This is a genomic window from uncultured Amaricoccus sp., assembly GCF_937891315.1.
In the GTDB taxonomy this organism is placed as follows: Bacteria; Pseudomonadota; Alphaproteobacteria; order Rhodobacterales; family Rhodobacteraceae; genus Amaricoccus.
The window spans coordinates 1-20,705 of sequence record NZ_CALAGI010000135.1 but is presented as its reverse complement, the minus strand read 5'-3'; the positions used below and the strand labels follow the sequence as shown (position 1 = coordinate 20,705).

The window sequence follows — 20,705 nt, the reverse complement described above, 5'->3', positions numbered from 1 at the left end:
TACCTATCTTGCCGGCATTTTGCTGGCTCGTTACCCAGCCGCGCTGACCGCGCGCTATGGCATTGATGCAGACAGCGTTGACGCACCCGGCGTGATCGAAGCCATCGCCAAACGGCGAGGGTTTCGCATCAAGGGTGGCAGTGCGGATTTCGAAAAGGCGGCGGTGACGCTGCTCAACGACTATCGCAGCGGCATTCTCGGGCGCATGACGCTGGAGACGCCGGAGTCGCGGGCTGTGCAGATGGCAGCACTTGCCGTGGACGATGCTCGCCCGACGGGCGAATCGCCTTAGACGCTAGTGCCCGTGCGGCACCGGGCCGTCAAGCACGTATTTGGTGCCGCAGTACGGACACGTCGCTTCACCAGTCTTCGCCACGTCGAGATAAACCCTCGGGTGCGTGGACCACTGTTCCATCGTCGGGTTCGGGCAAAACACTACGCCGTGGCCCTGTAGCTCCGATGAGCGCACGTGTATCGGGTCTTTGGCGGTGACGTGAACGGCGTCGGCGGTTGTGGTCATGGCAGGCAACTCATCAAATGGCGCGGTCTGAAAGGCATATTGTAGGAGTGGCTCCGCCGCGACCACCACTGGTACTGTGGCGTCGGCAGGTCGCGGCATAGCCGCTCCTACAGCGGGCTGGCAAAGGCTCAGACCTTGGTCAGCCAGTGTGCGTACTTCGGATTGCGGCCGTTGACGATGTCGAAGAAGGCGCTCTGGATCTTCTCCGTGATCGGCCCGCGCGAGCCGGCACCCAGTTCGATGCGGTCGAGCTCGCGCCTGATCTGCCCGCAGCCTGGGCAGGCCTGGCAGGCCGCTACTTCGAAGCCGACCCCGCTGGCGTCGGCCGCTACTTCTCGGCCCTCAAAGAAGCGACGGTGCGACGCTACTATTACGAGACGCACGACGGGCCGCGGGCGCATCTCGGCACGTTCCTCGAGGCCTACAACTTCGCCAGACGCCTGAAGACGCTGAAAGGACTCACGCCCTTCGAGTTCATCTCCCAGCAATGGAGATCAGAGCCGCACCGCTTCAGACTTCATCCAGACCATCTCATCCTGGGACCGCACATCTAGCAGGCTGCTGAAGAAGTGTCGCGGATGGCTTTGAGGATGGCGTCGTCGCCGTTGTGATAGTCGAACTCGATCTCCAACGAGCCGTCTTCGAGCAATTCGGCTGATCCCGACCCGCGAACCTCGTGCATGTCGTCGTCTCCCTCCCAGTCGAAGGAGACGTCGACGTGGCCGTAGGCGAGATCGAGGCTCGCCCGCGGCGCGCCGAAGGCGATCTCGCCATGGGCGCGCAGGTCGCCGGTCCGGGTGTCGACCGCCAGGCGCGGCTGGCGCCAGACCCGGCGCTTGTCCGGCCCATGCACGCGGACCTTCCACTCGCCCTCGCCGTGGACCTTGAGCCCGGTGGCATCGACGGCGAGATGCACCGGGCCGTCGCAGGGCCGCCTGACCGCCGGCACGGCGAGCGTGGCCGCGAGAGGGTGGAATAGTGCGGCGCGGCGACCTCCAGCCCGAGCCGCCGCGTCGGATCCCGCAGGAACCCTTGGGTCTGGCGCAGCGTCAGCCCGAACATCGCCCGCGGGCCGAGCCCGCGGAGGATCGCCACGTCGCCGTGGCGCCAGCCCTTGCCGCCAGCCGCTCCCCGGCCGCCGACCACCGCATCGTCGATCCACAGCGTGACCGCGCCTCGTGCGACCAGCGCGCGGTTGTACTCGCGCCAGTTCGTGACCCGGTAGCGGGGCTTCGGCTTCGGGGCGGGGAGCTTGGGGACGCGCTTTGCCATTCCAAGCGTGAATCACTTTCCCCGCGACAGGGGAATCCCCTCATTTCAACCGCTTCCGTGCAACAACGCCCGAACGGAGGCGTGATTTCGGATACGCCCGGAGGGGCCTGAATCACTCCCACTCGATCGTGCCGGGGGGCTTCGAGGTGATGTCGTAGGTGACGCGGTTGATGCCCTTTACCTCGTTGATGATACGCGTCGCGGTCTCGCCGAGGAACTCGTGCGTGAAGGGATAATAGTCGGCGGTCATGCCGTCGACCGATGTCACCGCGCGCAACGCGCAGGCGTAGTCGTAGGTGCGGCCGTCGCCCATCACTCCGACGGTACGGACCGGGAGGAGGACGGCGAAGGCCTGCCAGATGGCGTCGTAGAGGCCGTGGCGGCGGATCTGGTCGAGATAGACGGCGTCGGCCTTGCGCAGGATCGCCAGCTTCTCGCGGGTGATCTCGCCCGGGCAGCGGATGGCAAGGCCGGGGCCGGGAAAGGGGTGGCGCCCGACGAAGCTCTCGGGCAGGCCGAGCTCGCGGCCGAGGGCGCGGACCTCGTCCTTGAAGAGCTCGCGCAGCGGCTCGACGAGCTTCAGATGCATCCGCTCGGGCAGGCCGCCGACATTGTGATGGCTCTTGATCGTCACCGACGGCCCGCCGGTGAAGCTGACGCTCTCGATCACGTCCGGATAGAGCGTTCCCTGGGCGAGGAACCGTGCGTCCCCGACCTCGGCAGCGCGGGCCTCGAAGACCTCGATGAACAGGCGGCCGATGGTCTTGCGCTTGATCTCCGGGTCGCTGACCCCTTCCAGCGCGTCGATGAAGCGATCGGCCTCGTCGGCGTGGATCAGCGGGATGTTGTAATGGTCGCGGAAGAGGGTCACGACCTCCTCGGCCTCGCCCATCCGCATCATGCCGGTATCGACGAAGACGCAGGTGAGCTGCTCGCCGATCGCCTCGTGGATCAGGACGGCGGCGACCGAGGAATCAACGCCGCCGGAGAGGCCGCAGATGACCTTCGCGCCGCCGACCTGGGCGCGGATCGCCTCGATCGCCTGCTCCTTGTAAGTGGCCATCGTCCAGTCGCCGGTAAAGCCCGCGATGTCGGTGAAGTTTCGGAGGATCCGCGCGCCATTGACGGTGTGGTGCACCTCGGGGTGGAACTGCACGGCGTAGAAGTGGCGGCTCGGGTCGGTGGTGATGGCGAAGGGGGCGTTGGGACTTTCGCCGATCACCGAGAAGCCGGGGGCGAGCGCGGTGACGCGGTCGCCGTGGCTCATCCAGACCTCTTCGCGGCCGGTGGCGAACAGGCCGGCGAACAGCGGGTCGCCCATATTATTGGGGGTTTCGGTGGGGGTGACGAAGGCGCGGCCGAATTCGGCATGGTGGCCGGCTTCGACCTTGCCGCCGAGTTGCTGCGTCATCGTCTGCTGGCCGTAGCAGATGCCAAGCACCGGCACGCCGAGGGTGAAGATCTCCGGCGCGGCGCGCGGACTGCCGGTCTCGGTGACGGAGGCGGGGCCACCGGAGAGGATGACCGCGCGCGGCGCGAACGCGGCGAGGAAGGCGGCGTCCACCTTCTGGAACGGGTGGATCTCGCAATAGATGCGGGATTCGCGCAGGCGGCGGGCGATGAGCTGGGTCACCTGGCTGCCGAAATCGACGATCAGGAGGCGCTGGTGGTCGGGCTGGTGCGTCATGGGCAGGGAATAGGGGGCGGCGCGGCGGGGTGCAAGGGGGCGGCCTTTGCCGCCACGCGGAGCGCGCGGTGCGCGCGAGTCCTTTTTTCTGGTCAGGCGCCTGTTGGCGGCCGACAACTGCTCTCAAGGTAAGCTTGACAGTATGAAATCCAAAGGGCGAGGACGGATGTCGCGGACGATCTACCACGCGGCGCAATCCACACGGCGGGGGCGGCGGCGCGCAAGCAAGATGACAACGGCGTCCGGCCGACAAAGCGACGCCGCTGGTTTTGGGAGTGGCAGATGAGCGAGACCGCCGAGGCAGTCGCGGGAGGGCGGCGGGGACGCGGCGGCGGCGGGGCGGCCCGGCGCGCCGAGCGGACGGCGGTGCATATCGAGGCGGCGCCCTTCATCCGGCGGCGGATCCCGAACTACGAGATCCTCGACGAGGAGGGGCTGGCGCTGATCGAGGCCAATGCCGACCGGGTGCTGGAGGAGATCGGCGTGCGTTTCGCCGACAATCCCGAGGCGCTCCGGCTCTGGCGCGAGGCCGGAGCGGACGTTCAGGGCGAGCGGGTGCGCCTGCCGAAGGGGCTGGCGCGCAAGCTCTGCGCCACGGCGCCCGCGAGCTATGTCCAGCATGCGCGCAATCCCGACCGGAACGTGACGATTGGCGGCAAGGGGCTGGTCCTCGCGCCGGTCTATGGCCCGCCGTTCGTGCGCGACGTGGAGAACGGCCGGCGCTATGCGACGATCGAGGATTTCCGCAATTTCGTGAAGCTCGGCTATATGTCGAAATGGCTGCACCATTCCGGCGGAACGGTGTGCGAGCCGACCGATATCGCGGTCAACAAGCGCCATCTCGACATGCTGCTCGCCCATATGACGTTGAGCGACAAGCCCTTCATGGGCTCGGTGACCGAGCCGATCCGGGCCGCCGACTCGGTCGAGATGTGCAAGCTCCTGTTCGGGGCCGGGAATGTCGGGCCGAATTGCTACATGACCTCGCTCATCAACATCAATTCGCCGCTGACCTTCGATTCGACGATGATGGGCGCGCTCGAGGTCTATGCCCGCGCCGGGCAGGCGGTGATCGTCTCGCCGTTCATCGTCGGCGGGGCGATGGCGCCGGTCAGCGTCGCGGGGACGCTGACCCAGGTGCTGGCCGAGGCAATGGTCGGCATCGCCTATGCGCAGCTGATCAATCCGGGCGCGCCGGTGATCTTTGGCGCCTTCGTGACCTCGATCGACATGAATTCCGGGGCACCCACCTTCGGCACGCCGGAAGCGTCGAAGATCCTCTGGGGGGCAGGACAGCTGGCGCGGCGGATGGGCTTGCCGTTCCGGTCGGGCGGCGCGCTCTGCGGCTCGAAGCTGCCGGACGCGCAGGCCGCGTATGAGAGCGCCAATACGCTGCAGGCGGCGCTGCTCGGCGGTGTCAACTTCATGCTTCACGCCTGCGGCTGGCTGGAGGGCGGGCTGGTCAGTTCCTACGAGAAATTCGTGCTCGACGCGGATCAGCTCGGGGTGCTGCATTCGCTGGCCGAGGGGATCGACCTTTCCGAGAACGGTCAGGCGATGGGTGCGATCGCCGAGGTGGGGCCGGGCGGGCACTTTCTCGGGTGCCAGCACACGCAGGACAATTTCAAGACGGCCTTCTGGCGTTCGGATGTGCTCGACTATCGGCCGTTCGAGACTTGGGCCGAGGCTGGCGGGCTCGGATCGGCGGAGATCGCCAATGCGCGGGTGCGCAAGCTGCTTCGCGACTATGAGGCGCCGGCGAGTGATCCGGCGGTCACCGAGGCGCTGAACGACTATGTCGCGCGGCGCAAGGCCTCGGAGCCGGACGCGTTCGGGTAGGCCCGATTCGCCTGATGGTCAGGAAATCACAGGAATTCACACATCCGGGGTGGACGGGCCGGCCGTCCCGGGTCTGACTCCGCGCGCGCTCGCCGCTTCGGCCAGCCAGGCGCGGACGGCGGCGGGGGACGGGAGGCGGTAGCGGGCGGTGCTCGCACCTTCGCCGACCTTGACGCCGATGCCGCCGAGCGTCCGGGCGGCGGCGATCGCATCTTCGTCGGTCGTGTCGTCGCCGAACATCACCGGGCGGCGACCGGCGAAGGGCGCAAGCGTCATCAGGTGACGAAGCGCGCGTCCCTTGTGGGCGTCGGCTGGCTTCACCTCGACCACCATCTTGCCAACCTGCGAAACGAGGCCGGGGGCGCGCGCGGCGAGGTTCGCCGCCGCGAGGCAGGCCGCTTCGGCCTCCGGCGCGGCGCGAAAATGGAGGGCGATCACCGGTCCCTTGATCTCCAGCCGCACGCCGGGCAGCGCCGCGACCTCGCGCAGGGGGGCGAGCAACGCATCCGGCGGGGGCGGTGGCGGCTCCGGGACCGGCGCGCCGGGGGCGATGATCTCGAGCCCATGGCCGCCCGCGCGCCAGACGCCCATCGGTGCACGGGTGGCGAGATCGCGGATGTCGCGCCCGCTGAGCAGCGCCAACGCACCGCCGAGACGGGCCGCGAGGCGGATGATGTCGCGCGCGGTCGCTTCGGGCAGGTGGGCGGCGTCCGGGTCCGCGACGATCTCGGTCAGCGTACCATCGAAATCGAGAAACAGCGCGTCGCCGGAACCGAGCGTCGGTGTCGTCGCCTTCCTCATGCGTCGGGACGCGTGGTGTCGAGCGCCTCGAGGAAGGCGTGGCGCCACCAGGCGATCGTCGTCTCGCGGATCGAGGCGTCCATCGCCTGCCACCGCTCGCGGCGCTCCTCGAGCGGCATGAGGAGCGCGCGGTGGATCGCCTCGGCGAGGCCGGCGATATCATGCGGATTGACCAGAAGCGAGGTTGGCATCTGCTCCGCCGCGCCGGCGAATTCGGAGAGGACCAGCACGCCCGGATCCTCCGGATCCTGCGCGGCGACGAATTCCTTGGCGACGAGGTTCATGCCGTCGTGCAGCGGCGTCACCAGCGCCACGCGGGCGAGCCGGTAGAGCCCGGCCAGCGTTTCCCGCGGATAGCCGCGCGCGAGATAGCGGATCGGCACCCAGTCGAGATCGGCGTAGTCGGCGTTGATGCGCCCGGTGAGTCGGTCGAGTTCGACTCGCAGCGCCTGATAGGCATCCACCGCCTCGCGCGAGGGCGGTGCGATCTGCAGGAAGCTGGAGCGGCCGCGCAGGTCGGGATTGTCGTCGAGTACGCGGCCGAAGGCCTCCATGCGCTGCGGCAGACCCTTGGAATAGTCCATCCGGTCGACGCCGAGCACCAGCGCGCGGTTGTCGATGATCCCTCCGACGCGCTCGGCGGCCGCGCGGGCCTCGTCGCCGAGGGCGAGGGCGGCGAAATCGTCCGGATCGATGCCGATCGAGAAGGTCTTGGCCGTCAGCACCCGGTCAAAGACGGCGATCCGGCCATCCTCGAGCAATTCGCCGCCATGGGTGTCGATGAGATAGCGGCGGAAATTCGCGGTGTCCCGGTCGGTCTGGAAGCCGAGGAGGTCGAAGGCGGCCATGGCCCGCGCCAGCCGCTGATGCTGCGGAAGTGAACTGAAGACTTCGGGCGCGGGAAAGGGGATATGGAGGAAGAAGCCGATCGGGCCGCTCCAGCCGCTGGCCCGCATTTCCTGGCCGAGCAGCAGGAAATGGTAGTCGTGGATCCAGACGACGTCCTCGGGTCTGGTGAATTGCGCGAGCAGGCGGCCGAAACGGCGGTTGACCGCCTCGTAAGCCGCGAAGTCGGCTTCCTCGAACTGCGCGAGATCGATGCGATAGTGAAAGACCGGCCAGAGCGCGCGGTTGGCATAGCCGAGATAGTAGCCGTCGTATTCGGCCTGGGTGAGATCGGCGAGGGCGAATTCGACGCCGTCCTCGGTAAAGACATGGGCGCCGCGCGGCTCGCGCTCGACGATGTCGCCCGACCATCCGAACCAGACGCCGCCCCCGCGCTCGGACAGCGCGTCGGCGAGGGCTACCGCGAGCCCGCCGGCCCGGGCTTCACCCGGCGCGGCGGTTCGGTTCGATGCGATGATGAGGCGTCCCGTCACCGCACATAAGAAAGCACGGTTTCCGGGGAGGGCAAGGGGGCAGGCGCGATCGGCGAGGTCTCGCGGACCGCCGGCCGGTCACGCGATGGCGACGGGCGCGAGCCGGGCCTCGGCGATCAGCGCGGTCAGGACCGCGACGTGGCGGCGCAGGTCGTAGGTCGCCTCACCGGCGGCGCGGGTGGTCTCGAGCCGGTCCTCCTCGGCGAGCAGGGTGCCGATCGCCGCGTCCGGCGCGGTCTTCGCTCCGCGCAGCAGCCGCTTCAGGTCGCGGTCGCGGCGGTACTCGACGACGCCGGCGCGGGCGGCGCGGATCAGGATCTTCGGGCGGCGGAGCGTGTTCAGCACGGAGGCGAGGTCGGTCATTCCCGGTTCCTTCTTTCGGTAGGGCCATGGCGCATCCTGAGCATGAAAAAACAGGTGTTGCACAACTTACGCGTGTAGCGTTCGCTGATCGAAAATCAGGCAACATGCTGTAAAACATAGTGTTTTCGCATAGTTAATCAATGATTCACGAATCAACTTTAAGACGAGTTTTGCGAAAAATGTATCGGATAGCGATCCAACGCGCCTGGGTCCGTCCCCCTCTTCCGGCCCGTCCGCGGGACCGAAATCCAGGGAAAAAGAACATGCTCCCGGACTGGCTGCCCGACCACGCTCAGACCTATCTCGAACATATATCGGCTGGCCTCACGCTCCGGGCGCTCGCCCGGGCGAAGGGGTGCCATGCCTCGACCGTGATGCGGCAGATCCGCCGGGTCGAAGCTCTCCGCGACGATCCATTGATCGACGAGGCGCTCGAACACTTGGCCCGAGTCTACGCGGACCATGCCAGAAATTTGGTTTCCAAGGAGTTGACACCCATGCAGAATTTCGCCGCGCGCCCCGCCGACGAGGCTCTCGACGATCGCATCGGTCGCGAGGCGCGGCGCATCCTGCGCCGGTTGTGCGAGAAGGGCGCCTTTCTCGCGGTCGCGCCGAACATGGAAAAGGCGGTGGTGCTGCGCGAGGTCGTGCCGGGCAAGCAGAACCGCATCGCGGTGGTCGATCGCGACGTCGCCCATGCCTTCGCGCTGCAGGAATGGATCTCCTGCGAGAAGGCCGGCAAGATCGCCTGCTATGCCATCACCGCCGTGGGTCGCGCGGCGCTGAAGCGCCTGCTGACCGAGGAGCGGGGGGCGCGCGAACCGAAGGCCGGTTTCGCCGAGGCGCAGGCGCCGTTCCAGGAGCAGCATCGCTTCTTCGCCGAGCGCACGGTGTTGGCGGATGACGGTTCGGGCGAGCGCCGGCTGCGGTTCAACCTCGCCGAGAGCCCGCTGTCGGTTCTGGGGCGCAAGCGGGACAAGGACGGCGTCGCCTATCTCACGGCGGAGCTGATCGAGGCCGGCGAGCGGCTGCGCGAGGATTTCGAACTGGCGCAGATGGGGCCGCGGGTCGCGCAGAACTGGGAGCGCTTCCTGACCGCCGGCGGCGCGCGCGGCGCCATGACCGCCGGACGCGGTCCCGGCGAAGGCCCGCAGGATGCGCGGAGCCGGGTCGCCGAGGCGCTCGAGGCGCTGGGGCCGGGTTTGTCGGATATCGTGTTTCGCGTCTGCTGCTTCATCGAGGGGCTGGAGACGGCGGAGAAGCGCCTCGGCTGGTCGGCGCGCTCGGGCAAGGTCGTGCTGAAGATCGCGCTGGAGCGACTGGCCGCGCACTACCGCCTGAGCCGCGGCGGCGAGCGCAAAACCGGCTGATCAGGCCCGAGCCCCGGGGCGGCGCCCTGAGGGTTTGATTTTTCGTGGTATCCTGACCACCGGACGATTCCGTCCGGCTGGATATTGCCTTTCAGTGAATGCCGACCCGGTTGCACCGGGTCGGCCGCTCTAGAGTCTTGATTTGACGCAATATCTTAACTACCAGACGAGTCCGTCCGGCTGGATATTGCTCTAACCGGCGGCGGCGATGATGGCGCCGAAGTCCTCGGCCTTCAGCGAGGCGCCGCCGACGAGCGCGCCATCGACGTTCGGGACAGCGAAGATCTCGGCCGCGTTGCTGGGCTTCACCGAGCCGCCATAGAGCAGGCGGATGCCGTGGCTGGTGGCGCAGCCGAAGCGGGTCTCCAGGCTTTCGCGGATGAAATCATGTACTTCGGCGATTTCTTTCAGGGAAGGCGTGCGCCCCGTGCCAATCGCCCAAACCGGTTCGTAGGCGATCACCAGATTGTCCGCCGTCGCGGTCTCGGGCACCGAGTTGGCGAGTTGCCCCGCGATGCTGGCGAGAGTCTGGCCGGAGTCGCGTTCGGCTTCGGTCTCGCCGACGCAGATCACCGCGAGCAGGCCGGCGCGCCAGGCGGCGGTGGCCTTCAGGGCGACGGTGGCGTCGGTTTCCCCGTGATCCGCGCGCCGCTCCGAGTGACCGACGATCACCGCGACCGCGCCAGCCTCCGCCAGCATCTCGGCGGCGATGTCGCCGGTATGGGCGCCGAGCGGCTCCCAATGGCAATCCTGGCCGCCGATGGCGAAGCCCCGGCCGACAAGGCGGGTGATGAGCGTCGCGGGCGGACAGATCAGCACGTCGCAGGCGGGGCTCGGATGGCTGGCCGCGAGCGCCTCGACCACGGCGAGCGAGGAGCCGCGACCGTGCATCTTCCAGTTGCCGGCGACGAGTTTGCGCAGAGTCATGGGGACCTTTCCTGATCGCGGCTCGGGTGTTCGGGGCCCCTGCTATCAGAGCGCGCCGATCAGGAAAAGGCTCGGAAGCCAGGCGGTGGTCAGGCCGCGCCGTAGGTGGCGACCAGCGCCCGGCGCGCCCAGGCCACCGCCGCTTCGGGATCGTCGAGCGCGTCCTGGGGCAGGGACCAGTAGCCGACGGCGACGACGCGGCCGTCCTTTCGCGCATAGCTGAATGGTGTCGAGCCTTCCGCCGCCAAGGCCTCCGCGAGGGCGTCGCGGGCCTTCAGGAACAGCCCGCCGTCGGACATCATCAGGGCGAAGACGCGCCCGTCCGAATAGATGGCGAGGCCGCCGAATAGCCGCCGCGTCGAAATCGCGCCAACGCCTTCGAACAGCTCCTCGATCAGCGCCCGAGCATCACTCGGCAAGGCCACGAGACGGTCAGGCGCCGGCGAACTTGATCGATTCCCCGCAGCCGCAGGCATCGACCACGTTGGGATTGTTGAACTTGAAGCCGGATTCGAGCAGGCCGTTCTCGTAGTCGATCTCGGTGCCGAACAGGAACATCTGGGCCATGGGCGCGATCATCACCCGGGCGCCGTTCTGCTCCACGACCTCGTCGTGTGGCGCGATCTCATCGACGTATTCCATGGTGTATTCCATGCCGGCGCAACCGCCCTTGCGGACGCCGATGCGCAGGCCCTTGGTGTCGCCCTTGGCCATCAGCCGGGTGATCTGCGCCTCGGCGCGCGGGGTCATGCTGATGGGGGATTTGCCGGGGATGCCGAACATGGACACGGGACCTTCTTGAAGAACTGGTTCCAAAGTAGTGCGGACGGGCCTCCGCCTCAAGGGCCGCGCAGCGCGGCGAGCAGCGCGTTGGTGCCATAGGCGGTGGAAATCGCCCAGGCGAAGCTGCCGAGCGTGCCGATGATGACATATTCGCTGGCGCGGCGGTCGTCGGCCTTGCCGATCTCGTTGAAGCGCAGGATGGATTTCGCGGCGATCAGCAGGCCGATGCCGTCCGGCTGGTTCGCGAGCAGCAGCATCAGGATCATCAGCCGCTCGAGCCGGCCGATCAGCTGGCCGCCCCGGGGCAGGCTGGTGTCGGTCTCGGGATCGGCGGGCAATTTCAGGCCGGACATCAGTTCCCGCACGGCGTAGCCGCCGGCCCAGACCGTGGCGACGAGGCCGCTCGCGATCGCCATCGCCTCGGGCAGGCGCGCGAGGCTCGGCAATTGCGCGAGCAGCGCGGGTTGCGCCCAGAGGCCGCTCGCCCAGGCGCCGGGCCAGAGATTCGCCGCGAGCCAGATCACTGCGAGATGGGCGGCCTGGTCGGTGGCGAAGGCGGCGAAGCCGGGCGCCGCCCCACGCGCGAACCGGCGCGCCGCGTAGCGCTGTTTCGCAAGATCGGTCGCGAAGTGACTGACCCCGATGAGGAGCAGGAGCCAGGGCGCCGGCGCGAGGCCGAGCGCGAGCCAGCTGGCGAGCAGGACGATCCAGACATGGATGAAGAGGACTTTCGCCCGTGCCTTGTCCGCCACCATCGCGCTGGTCTGCAGGGTGAAGTCGCCGAGCATATGGCCGAGGAGGAGGGCGGTGGCGGTCTCAAGCATGGGGCGCGTGTCCGGCCTTCCGAAGGCGAAACAGCCTCTCGAGGTTGTATCCCGAAAAACAACCGCGAGAGGCTGTTTCGCCGAAGGTCGTGACGGGCGGTTTCGTTCCCTGAACGCACCATTTGGCGCCGGCTTTCGAAGAAACAGCCTCATGGGGCTGTATTGGAGAAAACAGCCCCATGAGGCTGTATTCGTTCCACCCGCCTGAAGGGACTGTCACGCCGCGCCCTCGACCGCCTCCAGCGCCAAGCGCAGCGCCCAGTCCCCTCCCGCGCGAAGATGCTTGGCGACCGTCTGTTGGGTAACGCCACGCCGCTCGGCGAGAGCCTCCTGCGGGGAAGCTCCCGGGGACAGGGTTTCCACGAGAAGCTGTGCCTGACGGGGCGTCCACAGGCGCGAGATCTCGTCCGTCAGGGCAAAGATGCCGTCGATCAGCGCGGCGTTCCCTGGTCGCTGCCTCCAGCTTATGATCAGCAGCCGGGATCGGGCCATTTCATCGAGCTTGCGCCCCGAGAGTTCGAAAGCCGCCCCGCTCGCCGCGTCGAGCGCGTTCCAGTGCTCGGGCGCCTCGCTCTCGCTTGACAGGCTGCCCGGGCCGATACCCACGGAGATCCTGGTTTCGAATTCGCGGCCAAGCTGACGAAGGCAGGCGCGAAGATAGAGACTGGCCCGAAGCGCCAGCGCGGGACTGGGTGCCACGCACTGCCAGCCATCGCCACGGAACCGCGAAAAATGTCCCGGCGCGCCCCTCTGCCAATCGGCGAAGGTTTTCGCGCCGACCTGAAGCGCCTCCATCGCCTCGTCCAGGGCGGGCGGCGACAAACGGCTCGACTTGACGATATCGCCCGTCAAGACGGCCAAGGATCGGGGGTCCTGTAAGGAGCCTTGAGTCTGCGACGGGATCATGCGCCGGATCCGTGCCGCGCGGGCAGGGCGCCGCTCACATGAAGCCGAGCTCCAGCCGCGCCTCGTCGGACATCATGTCCATGCCCCACTGCGGCTCCCAAACCAGATCCACGTCGACATGGCGCACGCCGGGGATCGGGGTCACGGCCTCGGCCACCCATCCTGGCATCTCTCCGGCCACCGGACAGCCGGGCGCGGTCAGGCTCATCGAGATCCGCACGTCGCTTTCGTCGCTGATCTCGATCGTGTAGACGAGGCCGAGGTCATAGATATTCACCGGAATCTCGGGATCAAACACCGTCCTGCAGGCTTCGACTACCTGATCATACAGCGGATGATCGATGGTCGAAGGCCGGATCAGCGGTGTTCCCTCGATCGGGGTATCCGTCTCGGCGTTCATGATCGGTCCCCCCCCCGCGCGAATATCTGACTGGTTATATAGGAAATAGGCCGCGAAGGTAAAGCCGCGGGATCGGTGAGGGCACGGCGCGACTGACCGGACCGGACGAGACGGAGCCGGCCGGGCTCGTCGGACCGCCGTCGCTGGCCGGGCGGTCGGGATCGGGCCGACGTCGCCGTCCCGGCGGCGCGGGGTTTGTCGAAGCCGCGCGGAGCCGGTAAGGGGGGCGGATGAGCGGAATCAGCTTTCATCTCGCCGCGCGCGACGGCCTGGCCCGCACCGGCGCGCTGAAGACGCCGCGCGGCGAGATCCGCACGCCGGCCTTCATGCCGGTCGGCACCGCGGCGACGGTGAAGGCGATGCTGCCCGAGAGCGTGGCCGCGACCGGGGCCGACATCCTGCTCGGCAATACCTATCATCTGATGCTGCGGCCGGGCGCGGAGCGGGTTGCGCGGCTCGGCGGGCTGCACCGGTTCATGAACTGGGACCGGCCGATCCTGACCGATTCCGGTGGCTTCCAGGTGATGAGCCTCGCGGAGCTGCGCAAGCTCAGCGAGGAGGGGGTGAGCTTTCGCAGCCATGTCGACGGCTCGGTCCATCATCTCAGCCCCGAAAGCAGCATGGAGATCCAGCGCCTGCTCGGCTCGGATATCGTCATGGCCTTCGACGAATGCCCGGCGCTGCCCGCGACGGAGGCGGCGGTCGCGGCCTCGACGCGGCTTTCCATGCGCTGGGCCCGGCGCTCGCGCGAGGCGTTCGGCGACCGGCCCGGGCATGCGCTCTTCGGCATCATGCAAGGCGGGGTGACACGCGAATTGCGCGAGGAATCGGCCGAGGCGCTGAAGGCGATCGGCTTCGACGGCTATGCTATCGGCGGGCTGGCGGTCGGCGAGGGGCAGGCGGCGATGTTCGGGGTGCTCGACTATGCGCCGGGCTTCCTGCCGGAGAACCGGCCGCGCTATCTGATGGGGGTGGGCAAGCCCGACGACATCCTCGGCGCGGTGACGCGGGGGGTCGATATGTTCGACTGCGTCCTGCCGAGCCGCTCGGGACGCACCGGCCAGGCGCTGACGCGCCGGGGCCAGGTCAACATCAAGAACGCCCGCCATGCCGAGGATCCGCGCCCGCTCGATCCGGACTGCGCCTGCCCCTGCTGCCGGAGCTACAGCCGGGCCTATCTGCACCATGTCTTCAAGGCGGGCGAGATCATCGCCTCGATGCTGCTGACCTGGCACAATCTGCATTACTATCAGGAGCTGATGGCCGGGATCCGCGCGGCCATCGCCGAAGGGAGGCTGGCGGAGTTCGCGACCCGGTTCGAGGCGACGCGGGCGGAGGGCGACCTGGAGCCGGTGTGAAGGGGCGCGCCTTCACGCGTGAAGATGAGTTCAAGTAATTGAAATAACTGGATAGTTTGAATATTCTTCACCGGATCCAACGACAGGTTGACGCGTCATGACCCGGCGTCCCGGGGGGCAGGGCTTGTCGGAAGCCGACACCGGGGCCGAGGGGGTCGCTTCCGGCCCGACGCCGCCATTGGGTCGTGGCGATCTGGGCCCCGGGTCGCGTGAGCGCGAGGGCCTTTGCGCGAGAGGGCGCCGAGGTCGCCTTGCAGTCCCGTGAAGGCGCGCGCAGAATGACGCCGCCTTGAAACGATCCGTTCGGCGCGCCATTTCCTGTGGCAAGGAAAGCGCGTCGCCGCTGGGTTGGCCGGGGCGGGACGCTTTGCCGGAGATAAGGAAAAAAACCATGACAGAATTGAGCGGATCGAGCTTCCCCGTCCTGCCTCTGCGCGACATCGTGGTGTTTCCGCACATGATCGTGCCTTTGTTCGTCGGACGTGAGAAATCGGTGCGCGCGCTCGAAGCGGTGATGAAGGATGACAAGCAGATCCTCCTCGCCAGCCAGAAGGACGCGTCCGAGGACGAGCCGGACGTCGACGGCATCTATCGGGTCGGCGTGCTGGCCAATGTGCTGCAACTGCTGAAATTGCCCGATGGCACGGTCAAGGTGCTGGTCGAGGGCAAGGCGCGCGTGCGGATCGGCGAATTCATGAGCAACGACGCCTATTTCGAGGCGGCGGCCGAGGAGATCGCCGAGACCGAGAACGACGCGGCCGCGATCAAGGCGCTGACCCACGCGGTCGCCGAGGAATTCGAGCGCTATGCCAAGCTGAACCGGAACGTCTCGGAGGAGGCGGTTTCGGCCGTGTCCGAGACCATGCCGGCGGCGAAGCTCGCCGATACCGTCGCCGGTCATCTCGGCGCCAAGCTCGAGGAAAAGCAGAAGCTGCTGGAGGAGCCGGACGTCGGCGAGCGGCTGGAGCAGATCTACGGCCTGATGCAGGGCGAGATGTCGGTGCTGAAGGTCGAGAAGAAGATCAAGAGCCGCGTCAAGACGCAGATGGAGCGTACGCAGCGCGAATACTATCTGAACGAGCAGATGAAGGCGATCCAGCGCGAGCTGGGCGGCGAGGGCGAGGGTCAGGACGACGCGGCCGAATTCGAGGCGCGCATCGCCAAGACCCGCCTGTCGAAGGAGGCCAAGGAGAAGGCGACGGCGGAGCTGAAGAAGCTGCGCTCGATGTCGCCGATGTCGGCCGAGGCGACGGTGGTGCGCAACTATCTCGACTGGATGCTGTCGATCCCGTGGGGCAAGAAGTCGAAGATCAAGAAGGATCTGGGGCTCGCGCAGCAGGTGCTCGACGCCGATCATTTCGGGCTGGAGAAGGTCAAGGATCGCATCGTCGAGTTCCTGGCCGTGCAGTCGCGCTCGGAGAAGCTGAAGGGGCCGATCCTCTGCCTCGTCGGGCCCCCCGGCGTCGGCAAGACCTCGCTCGGCAAGTCGGTGGCCAAGGCCACGGGCCGCGAATTCATCCGCATCTCGCTCGGCGGCGTCCGGGACGAGGCGGAGATCCGCGGGCACCGGCGGACCTATATCGGCTCGATGCCCGGCAAGATCATCCAGTCGATGAAGAAGGCGAAGACCAACAACCCGCTGATCCTGCTCGACGAGATCGACAAGATGGGCCAGGACTTCCGCGGCGACCCCGCCTCGGCCATGCTGGAGGTGCTCGATCCCGAGCAGAACGCGACCTTCTCGGACCACTATCTCGAGGTCGAGTACGACCTTTCCAACGTGATGTTCATCACCACGGCGAACTCCTACAACATGCCGCGGCCGCTGCTCGACCGGATGGAGATCATCTCGCTCTCGGGCTATACCGAGGATGAGAAGGCCGGCATCGCCCGGATGCATCTCGTCGCAAAGCAGGAGAAGGGCCACGGCCTGAAGGCCGGCGAGTTCGAACTGACCGACGAGGGGCTGCGCGACATCATCCGCTACTACACGCGCGAGGCCGGCGTCCGGAACCTCGAGCGCGAGATCGCCAAGCTCTGCCGCAAGGCGGTGACGGAGATCGTCAAGGGCAAGGCGACGAAGGTGGTCGTCACCGAGGAGAATCTCGAGGAGTTCCTCGGGGTGCGGCGGTTCAAGTACGGGCTGGCCGAGCTGACCGATCAGGTCGGCGTGGTCACTGGCCTCGCCTGGACCGAGGTTGGCGGCGATCTGTTGCAGATCGAGGCGCTGAAACTGCCCGGCAAGGGGCGGATGAAGACCACCGGCAAGCTCGGCGACGTGATGAAGGAGAGCATCGACGCCGCTTCTTCCTTCGTGCGGTCGAAGGCACCCGAGCTCGGCCTGAAGCCGACGCTGTTCGAGGCGGTGGACATCCACGTCCACGTCCCCGAAGGCGCGACGCCGAAGGATGGGCCGTCGGCGGGCATCGCGATGGTGACCTCCATCGTCTCGGTTCTCACCGGCATTCCGGTGCGCCGCGACGTGGCGATGACCGGCGAGGTGACGCTGCGCGGCAATGTGCTGCCGATCGGTGGTCTGAAGGAAAAGCTGCTCGCGGCGCTGCGCGGGGGCATCACCACGGTGATGATCCCGGCCGACAACGTGAAGGATCTCCGCGAGATCCCGGACAATGTGAAGAACGGGATCGAACTGATCCCGGTCGGCAATGTGATGGACGTGCTGCGGGTGGCGCTCACCCGCATGCCCGAGCCGATCGAGTGGGACGAGGAGGCGGAAGCCGCCAAGGCGCTCGCCGCGTCGTCGACGGGCGCCGCGATACCGCCCGCCGCCTCGGCGCACTGACGCCTGCGCGAAAAGGAAAGCCCCGGCGACGAGCCGGGGCTTTTTTCGTGCCAGGGGATCGAATCCAAGGCCCGAGCGGTCGCCGTCAGGCGGTGATCTTGTCCCGCGGCGTGTTCGCCGCGACGAGGGTCGCGGGCTCATTGGTCTCGTCAACGGCGTTCGCCGCGTGGTTCGCTTCGGATTGCGAAATGATGACGAAGCCGCCGCGCGCGTCCGGCGCCTCGGCCTGATCCGCTCCGCCCAGCCGGGCCGGCTGCCAGGTGACGTTGATGATCCGCGTGCCGGCGCGGGCGATCTGGTCCAGCCGTTCGGCGAGCAGGGTCAGGTCATCCGGGCAGGTTTCGACGTGATGAAAGCTCATGGAGATCTCCGTATCGTTACCCGAAGCCAATTCGCGAGACGGCGATCGGTTGCATCCGTCCCCGCGGGAAGCTGTCGCGAGGATCGATGCGAGGGGTGGGCGCGGCCGGGCAAAGTTTGGCTTGCGCCGCCCGCGCCCAGAGGGTATCCGACGCGTCGCCGGGCGATTAGCTCAGTGGTAGAGCGCTTCGTTCACATCGAAGATGTCGGCGGTTCGAACCCGTCATCGCCCACCATGCACCCGGTCCTCCGACGTCGGAGGGGTGATTAGCTCAGTTGGTAGAGCGCTTCGTTTACACCGAAGATGTCGGCGGTTCGAGCCCGTCATCACCCACCACGGTCGGGGGCGCCGATCGGCAACCCCGCTCCCGGTCAGAATTTGTACGTGACGCCGACCACCGGTCCCTGCACGGCGAGGTCGAGCTTCGCGCGGTCCGAGGCCTCGTACAGGATCGACATGTAGCGGTAGCCGAGAACGCCGGCCCAGCGATCGGCGAAAGCGTAGTTCGCGGCGCCGAAAAGCTCCCAGCTCATATCCGTGTCGGCGTCGAAGCCGCCGACATCCGCGAAACCTGACAGCGACCACTTTTCGCTGAGCGGCAGGGTGCCCCGGATGCCGACGATCGGATCGGCCCAGGAAAGGTCCGCGTCGCGCGACACGCCGCGATTGTCGGTGGCGATGCCGAAGCTGAGGCTGGTGTCGAAGAAGCGGCTACCGGCGTAGACATCGACCGCGCGCCGGTCGAGCTCATAGACACGATAGGCCGCGGCGACCGTATAGACGCCGAGCTGTGTGCCCGCGCTGGTCTTGACGCGATCCTGCACCCAGTTTCCATCGGCGCTCAGGTCGGCATAGACCGCGTCGAGCAGAAGGGTGAACTTGTCCTTGCGGAACTCGGCCGCGCCCATGAAGGCGCCGTCGAGCGCGCTGAGAATGCTCTGGGAGTCCAGATCGATCAGCGGCTCGCCGTCCCGTCCTTGCTGCGACCCGCTGATCGAGGGGATCCAGCCATAGAGCGTGAACTGACCCGACCAGCCGTTGCCAAGGCCTTGGGCCTGGGCCGGAAGCGCCAGGACGGCGGCGGTGAGGCCGGTGATCATCGCCAAGCCCGTCAATATCGAACGCCGCATTCCATCGCTCCCCTGGTCTCCTGCGCCAGTGAGCGGGCGGCGGCGAGGTCGTGTCAATGCCGGGTCGTCCGGTCGTGGGACTTTCCACGCCAGAGTGGCGGGGCGGGGACAGTCGCTCCCACGAGACTTGCGTCCGCGAGACCGACTAGAGCGGAGTCCGATCCGGCAGAGCCGGCTCGTCCGCTCTAGAGTCTTGATTTAGCGCAATATCTTAGCCACCAGACGATTCCGTCTGGTTGGATATTGCTCTAGAAATCCGTCGGAGCGCCACCCTCGCGTTTGCGGCGCGCGACGAAATCGGCCAGTTCGTCGCGGATGGCGTCATCCATCGGCGGCGGCTCGAACTCGGCGAGGATCGCCTTCCAGATCCGGTTCGCGCGCTGGTCGGCCTGAAGCGCGCCGTCCTCGGCCCAGGCTTCGTAGTTGCGCCAGTCGCTGAGAAATGGCGCGTAAAACGCCGTGGTATAACGGCTTTGCGTATGGGAGCTGCCGAAGAAATGGCCGCGCGGCCCGACCTCCGCCATCGCCTCCACCGCCAGCGCCTCGGGCGAGGTGTCGGTGAGCGCCGGGTCGAAATAGCGCTGGAATTGCTGCAATACCTCGCAATCCATGACGAATTTCTCGTAGGAGGCGATGAGGCCGCCTTCGAGCCACCCGGCCGCGTGATAGACGAGGTTCACCCCCGCCTGCGTCGCGGACCAGAGCGAATTCATGCTCTCCCACATCGCCTGCGCATCCGGCGCGTTCGAGGCGCAGGCGTTCGAGGCGCGCAGCGGCAGGCCGTAGAAGCGTGCCATCTGCCCCGTCATCTGCGTCGCGCGGACATATTCCGGTGTTCCGAAGGCCGGCGCGCCTGAACGCATGTCGACATTCGACGTAAAGGTGCCGATCATCACCGGCGTGCCGGGGCGCACGATCTGCAGGAGCACGATCGCGGCCAGGGCCTCGGCCACCGACTGGACCACCGCGCCCGCCATGGTGACCGGCGCCATCGCCCCGGCCAGCGTGAAGGGCGTGACGATCACCGGCTGGCCGCGGCGGGCGAAGCGCATGGCGCCGTCGAGCATCGGCCAGTCGTGCTTCAGCGGGCTGGAGGAATTGATGTTGGTGAAGAGCCGGGGCGCGCTCTCGAATTCGGCCTGACCGAGACCGCTGGCGATACGCGCCATCTCGATCACGTCCTCGACCCGCTCCGGCCCCAGGCTGTAGGCATGCACCACCTTGTCGGTCAGTGTCAGCTTGGCGAAGAGGCAGTCGAGATGACGCACGCTCGCATGGATATCGACCGGCTCCACCGGATAGCCGCCGACGACATGGAGGCAGTTGAAATACTGGGTGAGCTTGACCAGATCCTGGAAGCTCGCGAAGTCCCCGACCCGCCGGCCGCGATCGAGATCCATCGCATTGGGCGGCGAGGAGACATTGACGAAAGCCATGTGGCCGCCGCCCATCGTCACCCGACGCGCGGGGTTGCGCGGAATGATGTCGAACTGGCGCGGCGCCAGCGCGACCTTCTCCATCACCAGCGCGCGGTCCATGCGGACGGTTTCGCCCGTGACCTCGCAGCCACCGGCGCGGAGATAATCCCGCGCCTCGGCGTTCAGGAACTCGATGCCGATCTCCTCGAGCACGCGCATCGCGGCGTCGTGGATCGCGGCGACGCCCTCGGGCCGCAGCGGCTCGGTCGGGTGGTCGGTATTCAGCGGCACGCGCCAGGGCATCTGCTGGATCGCATGCGCGGACTGGTCGCGCATATTGCCGCTTCGGCCGCCGGAGCGGCGTGATCTACGCTCGTTCATGGCGGCAGTTCACCCGTACCGCGCTCGGCGCGCGCGCCTGTTCCCGACGCTCCGGCCGTCGCTTGCGCGCCGCGCGCCGCTCATACAGTCGCCGGCTGATCGGCTTGGTGCCTTCTCGCGAAAGTCAGCTCGGACCGGATCAGGCGACAGTCCAGTGGACTGTCGACCCGGGACGTTGGCCTT

At 67.3% G+C, this 20,705-nt stretch carries 19 protein-coding genes, 2 tRNA genes and 4 pseudogenes; 8 read left to right on the top strand and 17 right to left on the bottom strand.

The features are described 5' to 3' along the window. Positions 1-292: pseudogene (locus Q0480_RS12840) on the top strand (hypothetical protein); the annotation flags it as partial. 3 nt (positions 293-295) lie between these two features. Here Q0480_RS12840 and Q0480_RS12835 read toward each other — a convergent pair. After that, positions 296-415, bottom strand: a complete 120-nt coding sequence (locus Q0480_RS12835) for a zinc-finger domain-containing protein (RefSeq protein ID WP_299133499.1) — start codon at positions 413-415, stop codon at positions 296-298. A gap of 233 nt (positions 416-648) precedes the next feature. Continuing rightward, positions 649-768: pseudogene (locus Q0480_RS17995) on the bottom strand (branched chain amino acid aminotransferase); the annotation flags it as partial. A gap of 93 nt (positions 769-861) precedes the next feature. On the opposite strand from Q0480_RS17995, the pseudogene Q0480_RS12825 reads away from it, so the two are divergent. Continuing rightward, positions 862-1,074 (top strand): annotated as a pseudogene (locus Q0480_RS12825) (IS481 family transposase); the annotation flags it as partial. Here Q0480_RS12825 and Q0480_RS12820 read toward each other — a convergent pair. From Q0480_RS12820 to guaA, 3 genes and pseudogenes are all read right to left on the bottom strand, one after another. Beyond that, positions 1,071-1,469, bottom strand: coding sequence for a transposase (locus Q0480_RS12820; protein WP_299133496.1), 399 nt, complete (start codon positions 1,467-1,469; stop codon positions 1,071-1,073). The pseudogene Q0480_RS12825 and the gene Q0480_RS12820 overlap by 4 nt on opposite strands. A 17-nt stretch (positions 1,470-1,486) precedes the next feature. Beyond that, positions 1,487-1,792, bottom strand: a pseudogene (locus tag Q0480_RS17990) (transposase); the annotation flags it as partial. Positions 1,793-1,904: 112 nt separating this feature from the next. Further along, entirely contained in the window at positions 1,905-3,479 is a 1,575-nt protein-coding gene (gene guaA / locus Q0480_RS12815; RefSeq protein WP_299133495.1) for a glutamine-hydrolyzing GMP synthase, read from the bottom strand. 282 nt (positions 3,480-3,761) lie between these two features. On the opposite strand from guaA, the gene Q0480_RS12810 reads away from it, so the two are divergent. Further along, complete coding sequence (locus Q0480_RS12810; RefSeq protein WP_299133493.1) at positions 3,762-5,318, top strand: trimethylamine methyltransferase family protein; 1,557 nt, start codon at positions 3,762-3,764, stop codon at positions 5,316-5,318. Positions 5,319-5,354: 36 nt separating this feature from the next. Here the strand turns inward: Q0480_RS12810 and otsB are convergent, their stop codons facing one another. The 3 genes from otsB to Q0480_RS12795 all read right to left on the bottom strand — a co-directional run bounded on the left by otsB (position 5,355) and on the right by Q0480_RS12795 (position 7,861). Next, positions 5,355-6,119, bottom strand: coding sequence for a trehalose-phosphatase (gene otsB, locus Q0480_RS12805; RefSeq protein WP_299133492.1), 765 nt, complete (start codon positions 6,117-6,119; stop codon positions 5,355-5,357). After that, positions 6,116-7,498, bottom strand: a complete 1,383-nt coding sequence (locus tag Q0480_RS12800) for a trehalose-6-phosphate synthase (protein ID WP_299133491.1) — start codon at positions 7,496-7,498, stop codon at positions 6,116-6,118. The genes otsB and Q0480_RS12800 overlap by 4 nt, the downstream gene beginning before the upstream one ends. 78 nt (positions 7,499-7,576) lie before the next feature. After that, positions 7,577-7,861, bottom strand: a complete 285-nt coding sequence (locus Q0480_RS12795; RefSeq protein ID WP_299133490.1) for a DUF6477 family protein — start codon at positions 7,859-7,861, stop codon at positions 7,577-7,579. A 263-nt stretch (positions 7,862-8,124) separates the two neighbouring features. On the opposite strand from Q0480_RS12795, the gene Q0480_RS12790 reads away from it, so the two are divergent. Beyond that, the gene (locus Q0480_RS12790; protein ID WP_299133489.1) at positions 8,125-9,231 is read left to right on the top strand and encodes a DUF6456 domain-containing protein; all 1,107 of its coding nucleotides are present in this window, start codon (positions 8,125-8,127) and stop codon (positions 9,229-9,231) included. Between the two features lie 192 nt (positions 9,232-9,423). On the opposite strand, the gene tpiA is transcribed toward Q0480_RS12790, so the two are convergent. The 6 genes from tpiA to Q0480_RS12760 form a co-directional block, all read right to left on the bottom strand. Further along, positions 9,424-10,158: a triose-phosphate isomerase gene (gene tpiA / locus Q0480_RS12785; protein ID WP_299133488.1), complete on the bottom strand. Its 735-nt coding sequence runs from the start codon at positions 10,156-10,158 to the stop codon at positions 9,424-9,426. A gap of 89 nt (positions 10,159-10,247) precedes the next feature. Then, a complete protein-coding gene (locus Q0480_RS12780; protein ID WP_299133487.1) occupies positions 10,248-10,583 on the bottom strand; it encodes a TfoX/Sxy family protein in 336 nt (111 codons plus the stop codon). Positions 10,584-10,590: 7 nt separating this feature from the next. Then, positions 10,591-10,941: an iron-sulfur cluster assembly accessory protein gene (locus tag Q0480_RS12775; protein ID WP_299133486.1), complete on the bottom strand. Its 351-nt coding sequence runs from the start codon at positions 10,939-10,941 to the stop codon at positions 10,591-10,593. A 56-nt stretch (positions 10,942-10,997) separates the two neighbouring features. Next, a complete protein-coding gene (locus Q0480_RS12770) occupies positions 10,998-11,765 on the bottom strand; it encodes a DUF3307 domain-containing protein (RefSeq protein WP_299133485.1) in 768 nt (255 codons plus the stop codon). A 216-nt stretch (positions 11,766-11,981) separates the two neighbouring features. Then, a complete protein-coding gene (locus tag Q0480_RS12765; RefSeq protein ID WP_299133484.1) occupies positions 11,982-12,671 on the bottom strand; it encodes a hypothetical protein in 690 nt (229 codons plus the stop codon). Positions 12,672-12,705: 34 nt separating this feature from the next. Beyond that, complete coding sequence (locus tag Q0480_RS12760) at positions 12,706-13,071, bottom strand: SUF system Fe-S cluster assembly protein (protein WP_299133482.1); 366 nt, start codon at positions 13,069-13,071, stop codon at positions 12,706-12,708. A 230-nt stretch (positions 13,072-13,301) separates the two neighbouring features. On the opposite strand from Q0480_RS12760, the gene tgt reads away from it, so the two are divergent. Together tgt and lon are read left to right on the top strand one after the other, a co-directional pair. Then, positions 13,302-14,429, top strand: coding sequence for a tRNA guanosine(34) transglycosylase Tgt (tgt, locus tag Q0480_RS12755; RefSeq protein WP_299133481.1), 1,128 nt, complete (start codon positions 13,302-13,304; stop codon positions 14,427-14,429). A 391-nt stretch (positions 14,430-14,820) separates the two neighbouring features. Further along, positions 14,821-17,232: an endopeptidase La gene (lon, locus tag Q0480_RS12750; protein WP_299133480.1), complete on the top strand. Its 2,412-nt coding sequence runs from the start codon at positions 14,821-14,823 to the stop codon at positions 17,230-17,232. Between the two features lie 85 nt (positions 17,233-17,317). Here lon and Q0480_RS12745 read toward each other — a convergent pair whose 3' ends face one another. After that, positions 17,318-17,593, bottom strand: a complete 276-nt coding sequence (locus Q0480_RS12745; RefSeq protein ID WP_299133478.1) for a hypothetical protein — start codon at positions 17,591-17,593, stop codon at positions 17,318-17,320. A 160-nt stretch (positions 17,594-17,753) separates the two neighbouring features. On the opposite strand from Q0480_RS12745, the gene Q0480_RS12740 reads away from it, so the two are divergent. Next, a tRNA-Val gene (locus Q0480_RS12740) sits at positions 17,754-17,828 on the top strand. A 25-nt stretch (positions 17,829-17,853) separates the two neighbouring features. Further along, positions 17,854-17,929, top strand: a tRNA-Val gene (locus tag Q0480_RS12735). Between the two features lie 35 nt (positions 17,930-17,964). On the opposite strand, the gene Q0480_RS12730 is transcribed toward Q0480_RS12735, so the two are convergent. Together Q0480_RS12730 and Q0480_RS12725 are read right to left on the bottom strand one after the other, a co-directional pair. Further along, the gene (locus Q0480_RS12730) at positions 17,965-18,699 is read right to left on the bottom strand and encodes a hypothetical protein (RefSeq protein ID WP_299133476.1); all 735 of its coding nucleotides are present in this window, start codon (positions 18,697-18,699) and stop codon (positions 17,965-17,967) included. 272 nt (positions 18,700-18,971) lie between these two features. Continuing rightward, positions 18,972-20,522, bottom strand: coding sequence for a trimethylamine methyltransferase family protein (locus Q0480_RS12725; RefSeq protein ID WP_299133475.1), 1,551 nt, complete (start codon positions 20,520-20,522; stop codon positions 18,972-18,974). Positions 20,523-20,705: the final 183 nt, after the last annotated feature.

What these genes read in the sequence shown, in the direction of transcription:
- Q0480_RS12835 (WP_299133499.1), bottom strand. Translation starts at nt 415, where the DNA reads ATGGAACAGTGGTCCACGCACCCGAGGGTTTATCTCGACGTGGCGAAG.
- guaA (WP_299133495.1), bottom strand. Translation starts at nt 3,479, where the DNA reads ATGACGCACCAGCCCGACCACCAGCGCCTCCTGATCGTCGATTTCGGC.
- Q0480_RS12810 (WP_299133493.1), top strand. Translation starts at nt 3,762, where the DNA reads ATGAGCGAGACCGCCGAGGCAGTCGCGGGAGGGCGGCGGGGACGCGGC.
- otsB (WP_299133492.1), bottom strand. Translation starts at nt 6,119, where the DNA reads ATGAGGAAGGCGACGACACCGACGCTCGGTTCCGGCGACGCGCTGTTT.
- Q0480_RS12795 (WP_299133490.1), bottom strand. Translation starts at nt 7,861, where the DNA reads ATGACCGACCTCGCCTCCGTGCTGAACACGCTCCGCCGCCCGAAGATC.
- Q0480_RS12790 (WP_299133489.1), top strand. Translation starts at nt 8,125, where the DNA reads ATGCTCCCGGACTGGCTGCCCGACCACGCTCAGACCTATCTCGAACAT.
- tpiA (WP_299133488.1), bottom strand. Translation starts at nt 10,158, where the DNA reads ATGACTCTGCGCAAACTCGTCGCCGGCAACTGGAAGATGCACGGTCGC.
- Q0480_RS12775 (WP_299133486.1), bottom strand. Translation starts at nt 10,941, where the DNA reads ATGTTCGGCATCCCCGGCAAATCCCCCATCAGCATGACCCCGCGCGCC.
- Q0480_RS12770 (WP_299133485.1), bottom strand. Translation starts at nt 11,765, where the DNA reads ATGCTTGAGACCGCCACCGCCCTCCTCCTCGGCCATATGCTCGGCGAC.
- Q0480_RS12765 (WP_299133484.1), bottom strand. Translation starts at nt 12,671, where the DNA reads ATGATCCCGTCGCAGACTCAAGGCTCCTTACAGGACCCCCGATCCTTG.
- Q0480_RS12760 (WP_299133482.1), bottom strand. Translation starts at nt 13,071, where the DNA reads ATGAACGCCGAGACGGATACCCCGATCGAGGGAACACCGCTGATCCGG.
- tgt (WP_299133481.1), top strand. Translation starts at nt 13,302, where the DNA reads ATGAGCGGAATCAGCTTTCATCTCGCCGCGCGCGACGGCCTGGCCCGC.
- lon (WP_299133480.1), top strand. Translation starts at nt 14,821, where the DNA reads ATGACAGAATTGAGCGGATCGAGCTTCCCCGTCCTGCCTCTGCGCGAC.
- Q0480_RS12745 (WP_299133478.1), bottom strand. Translation starts at nt 17,593, where the DNA reads ATGAGCTTTCATCACGTCGAAACCTGCCCGGATGACCTGACCCTGCTC.
- Q0480_RS12725 (WP_299133475.1), bottom strand. Translation starts at nt 20,522, where the DNA reads ATGAACGAGCGTAGATCACGCCGCTCCGGCGGCCGAAGCGGCAATATG.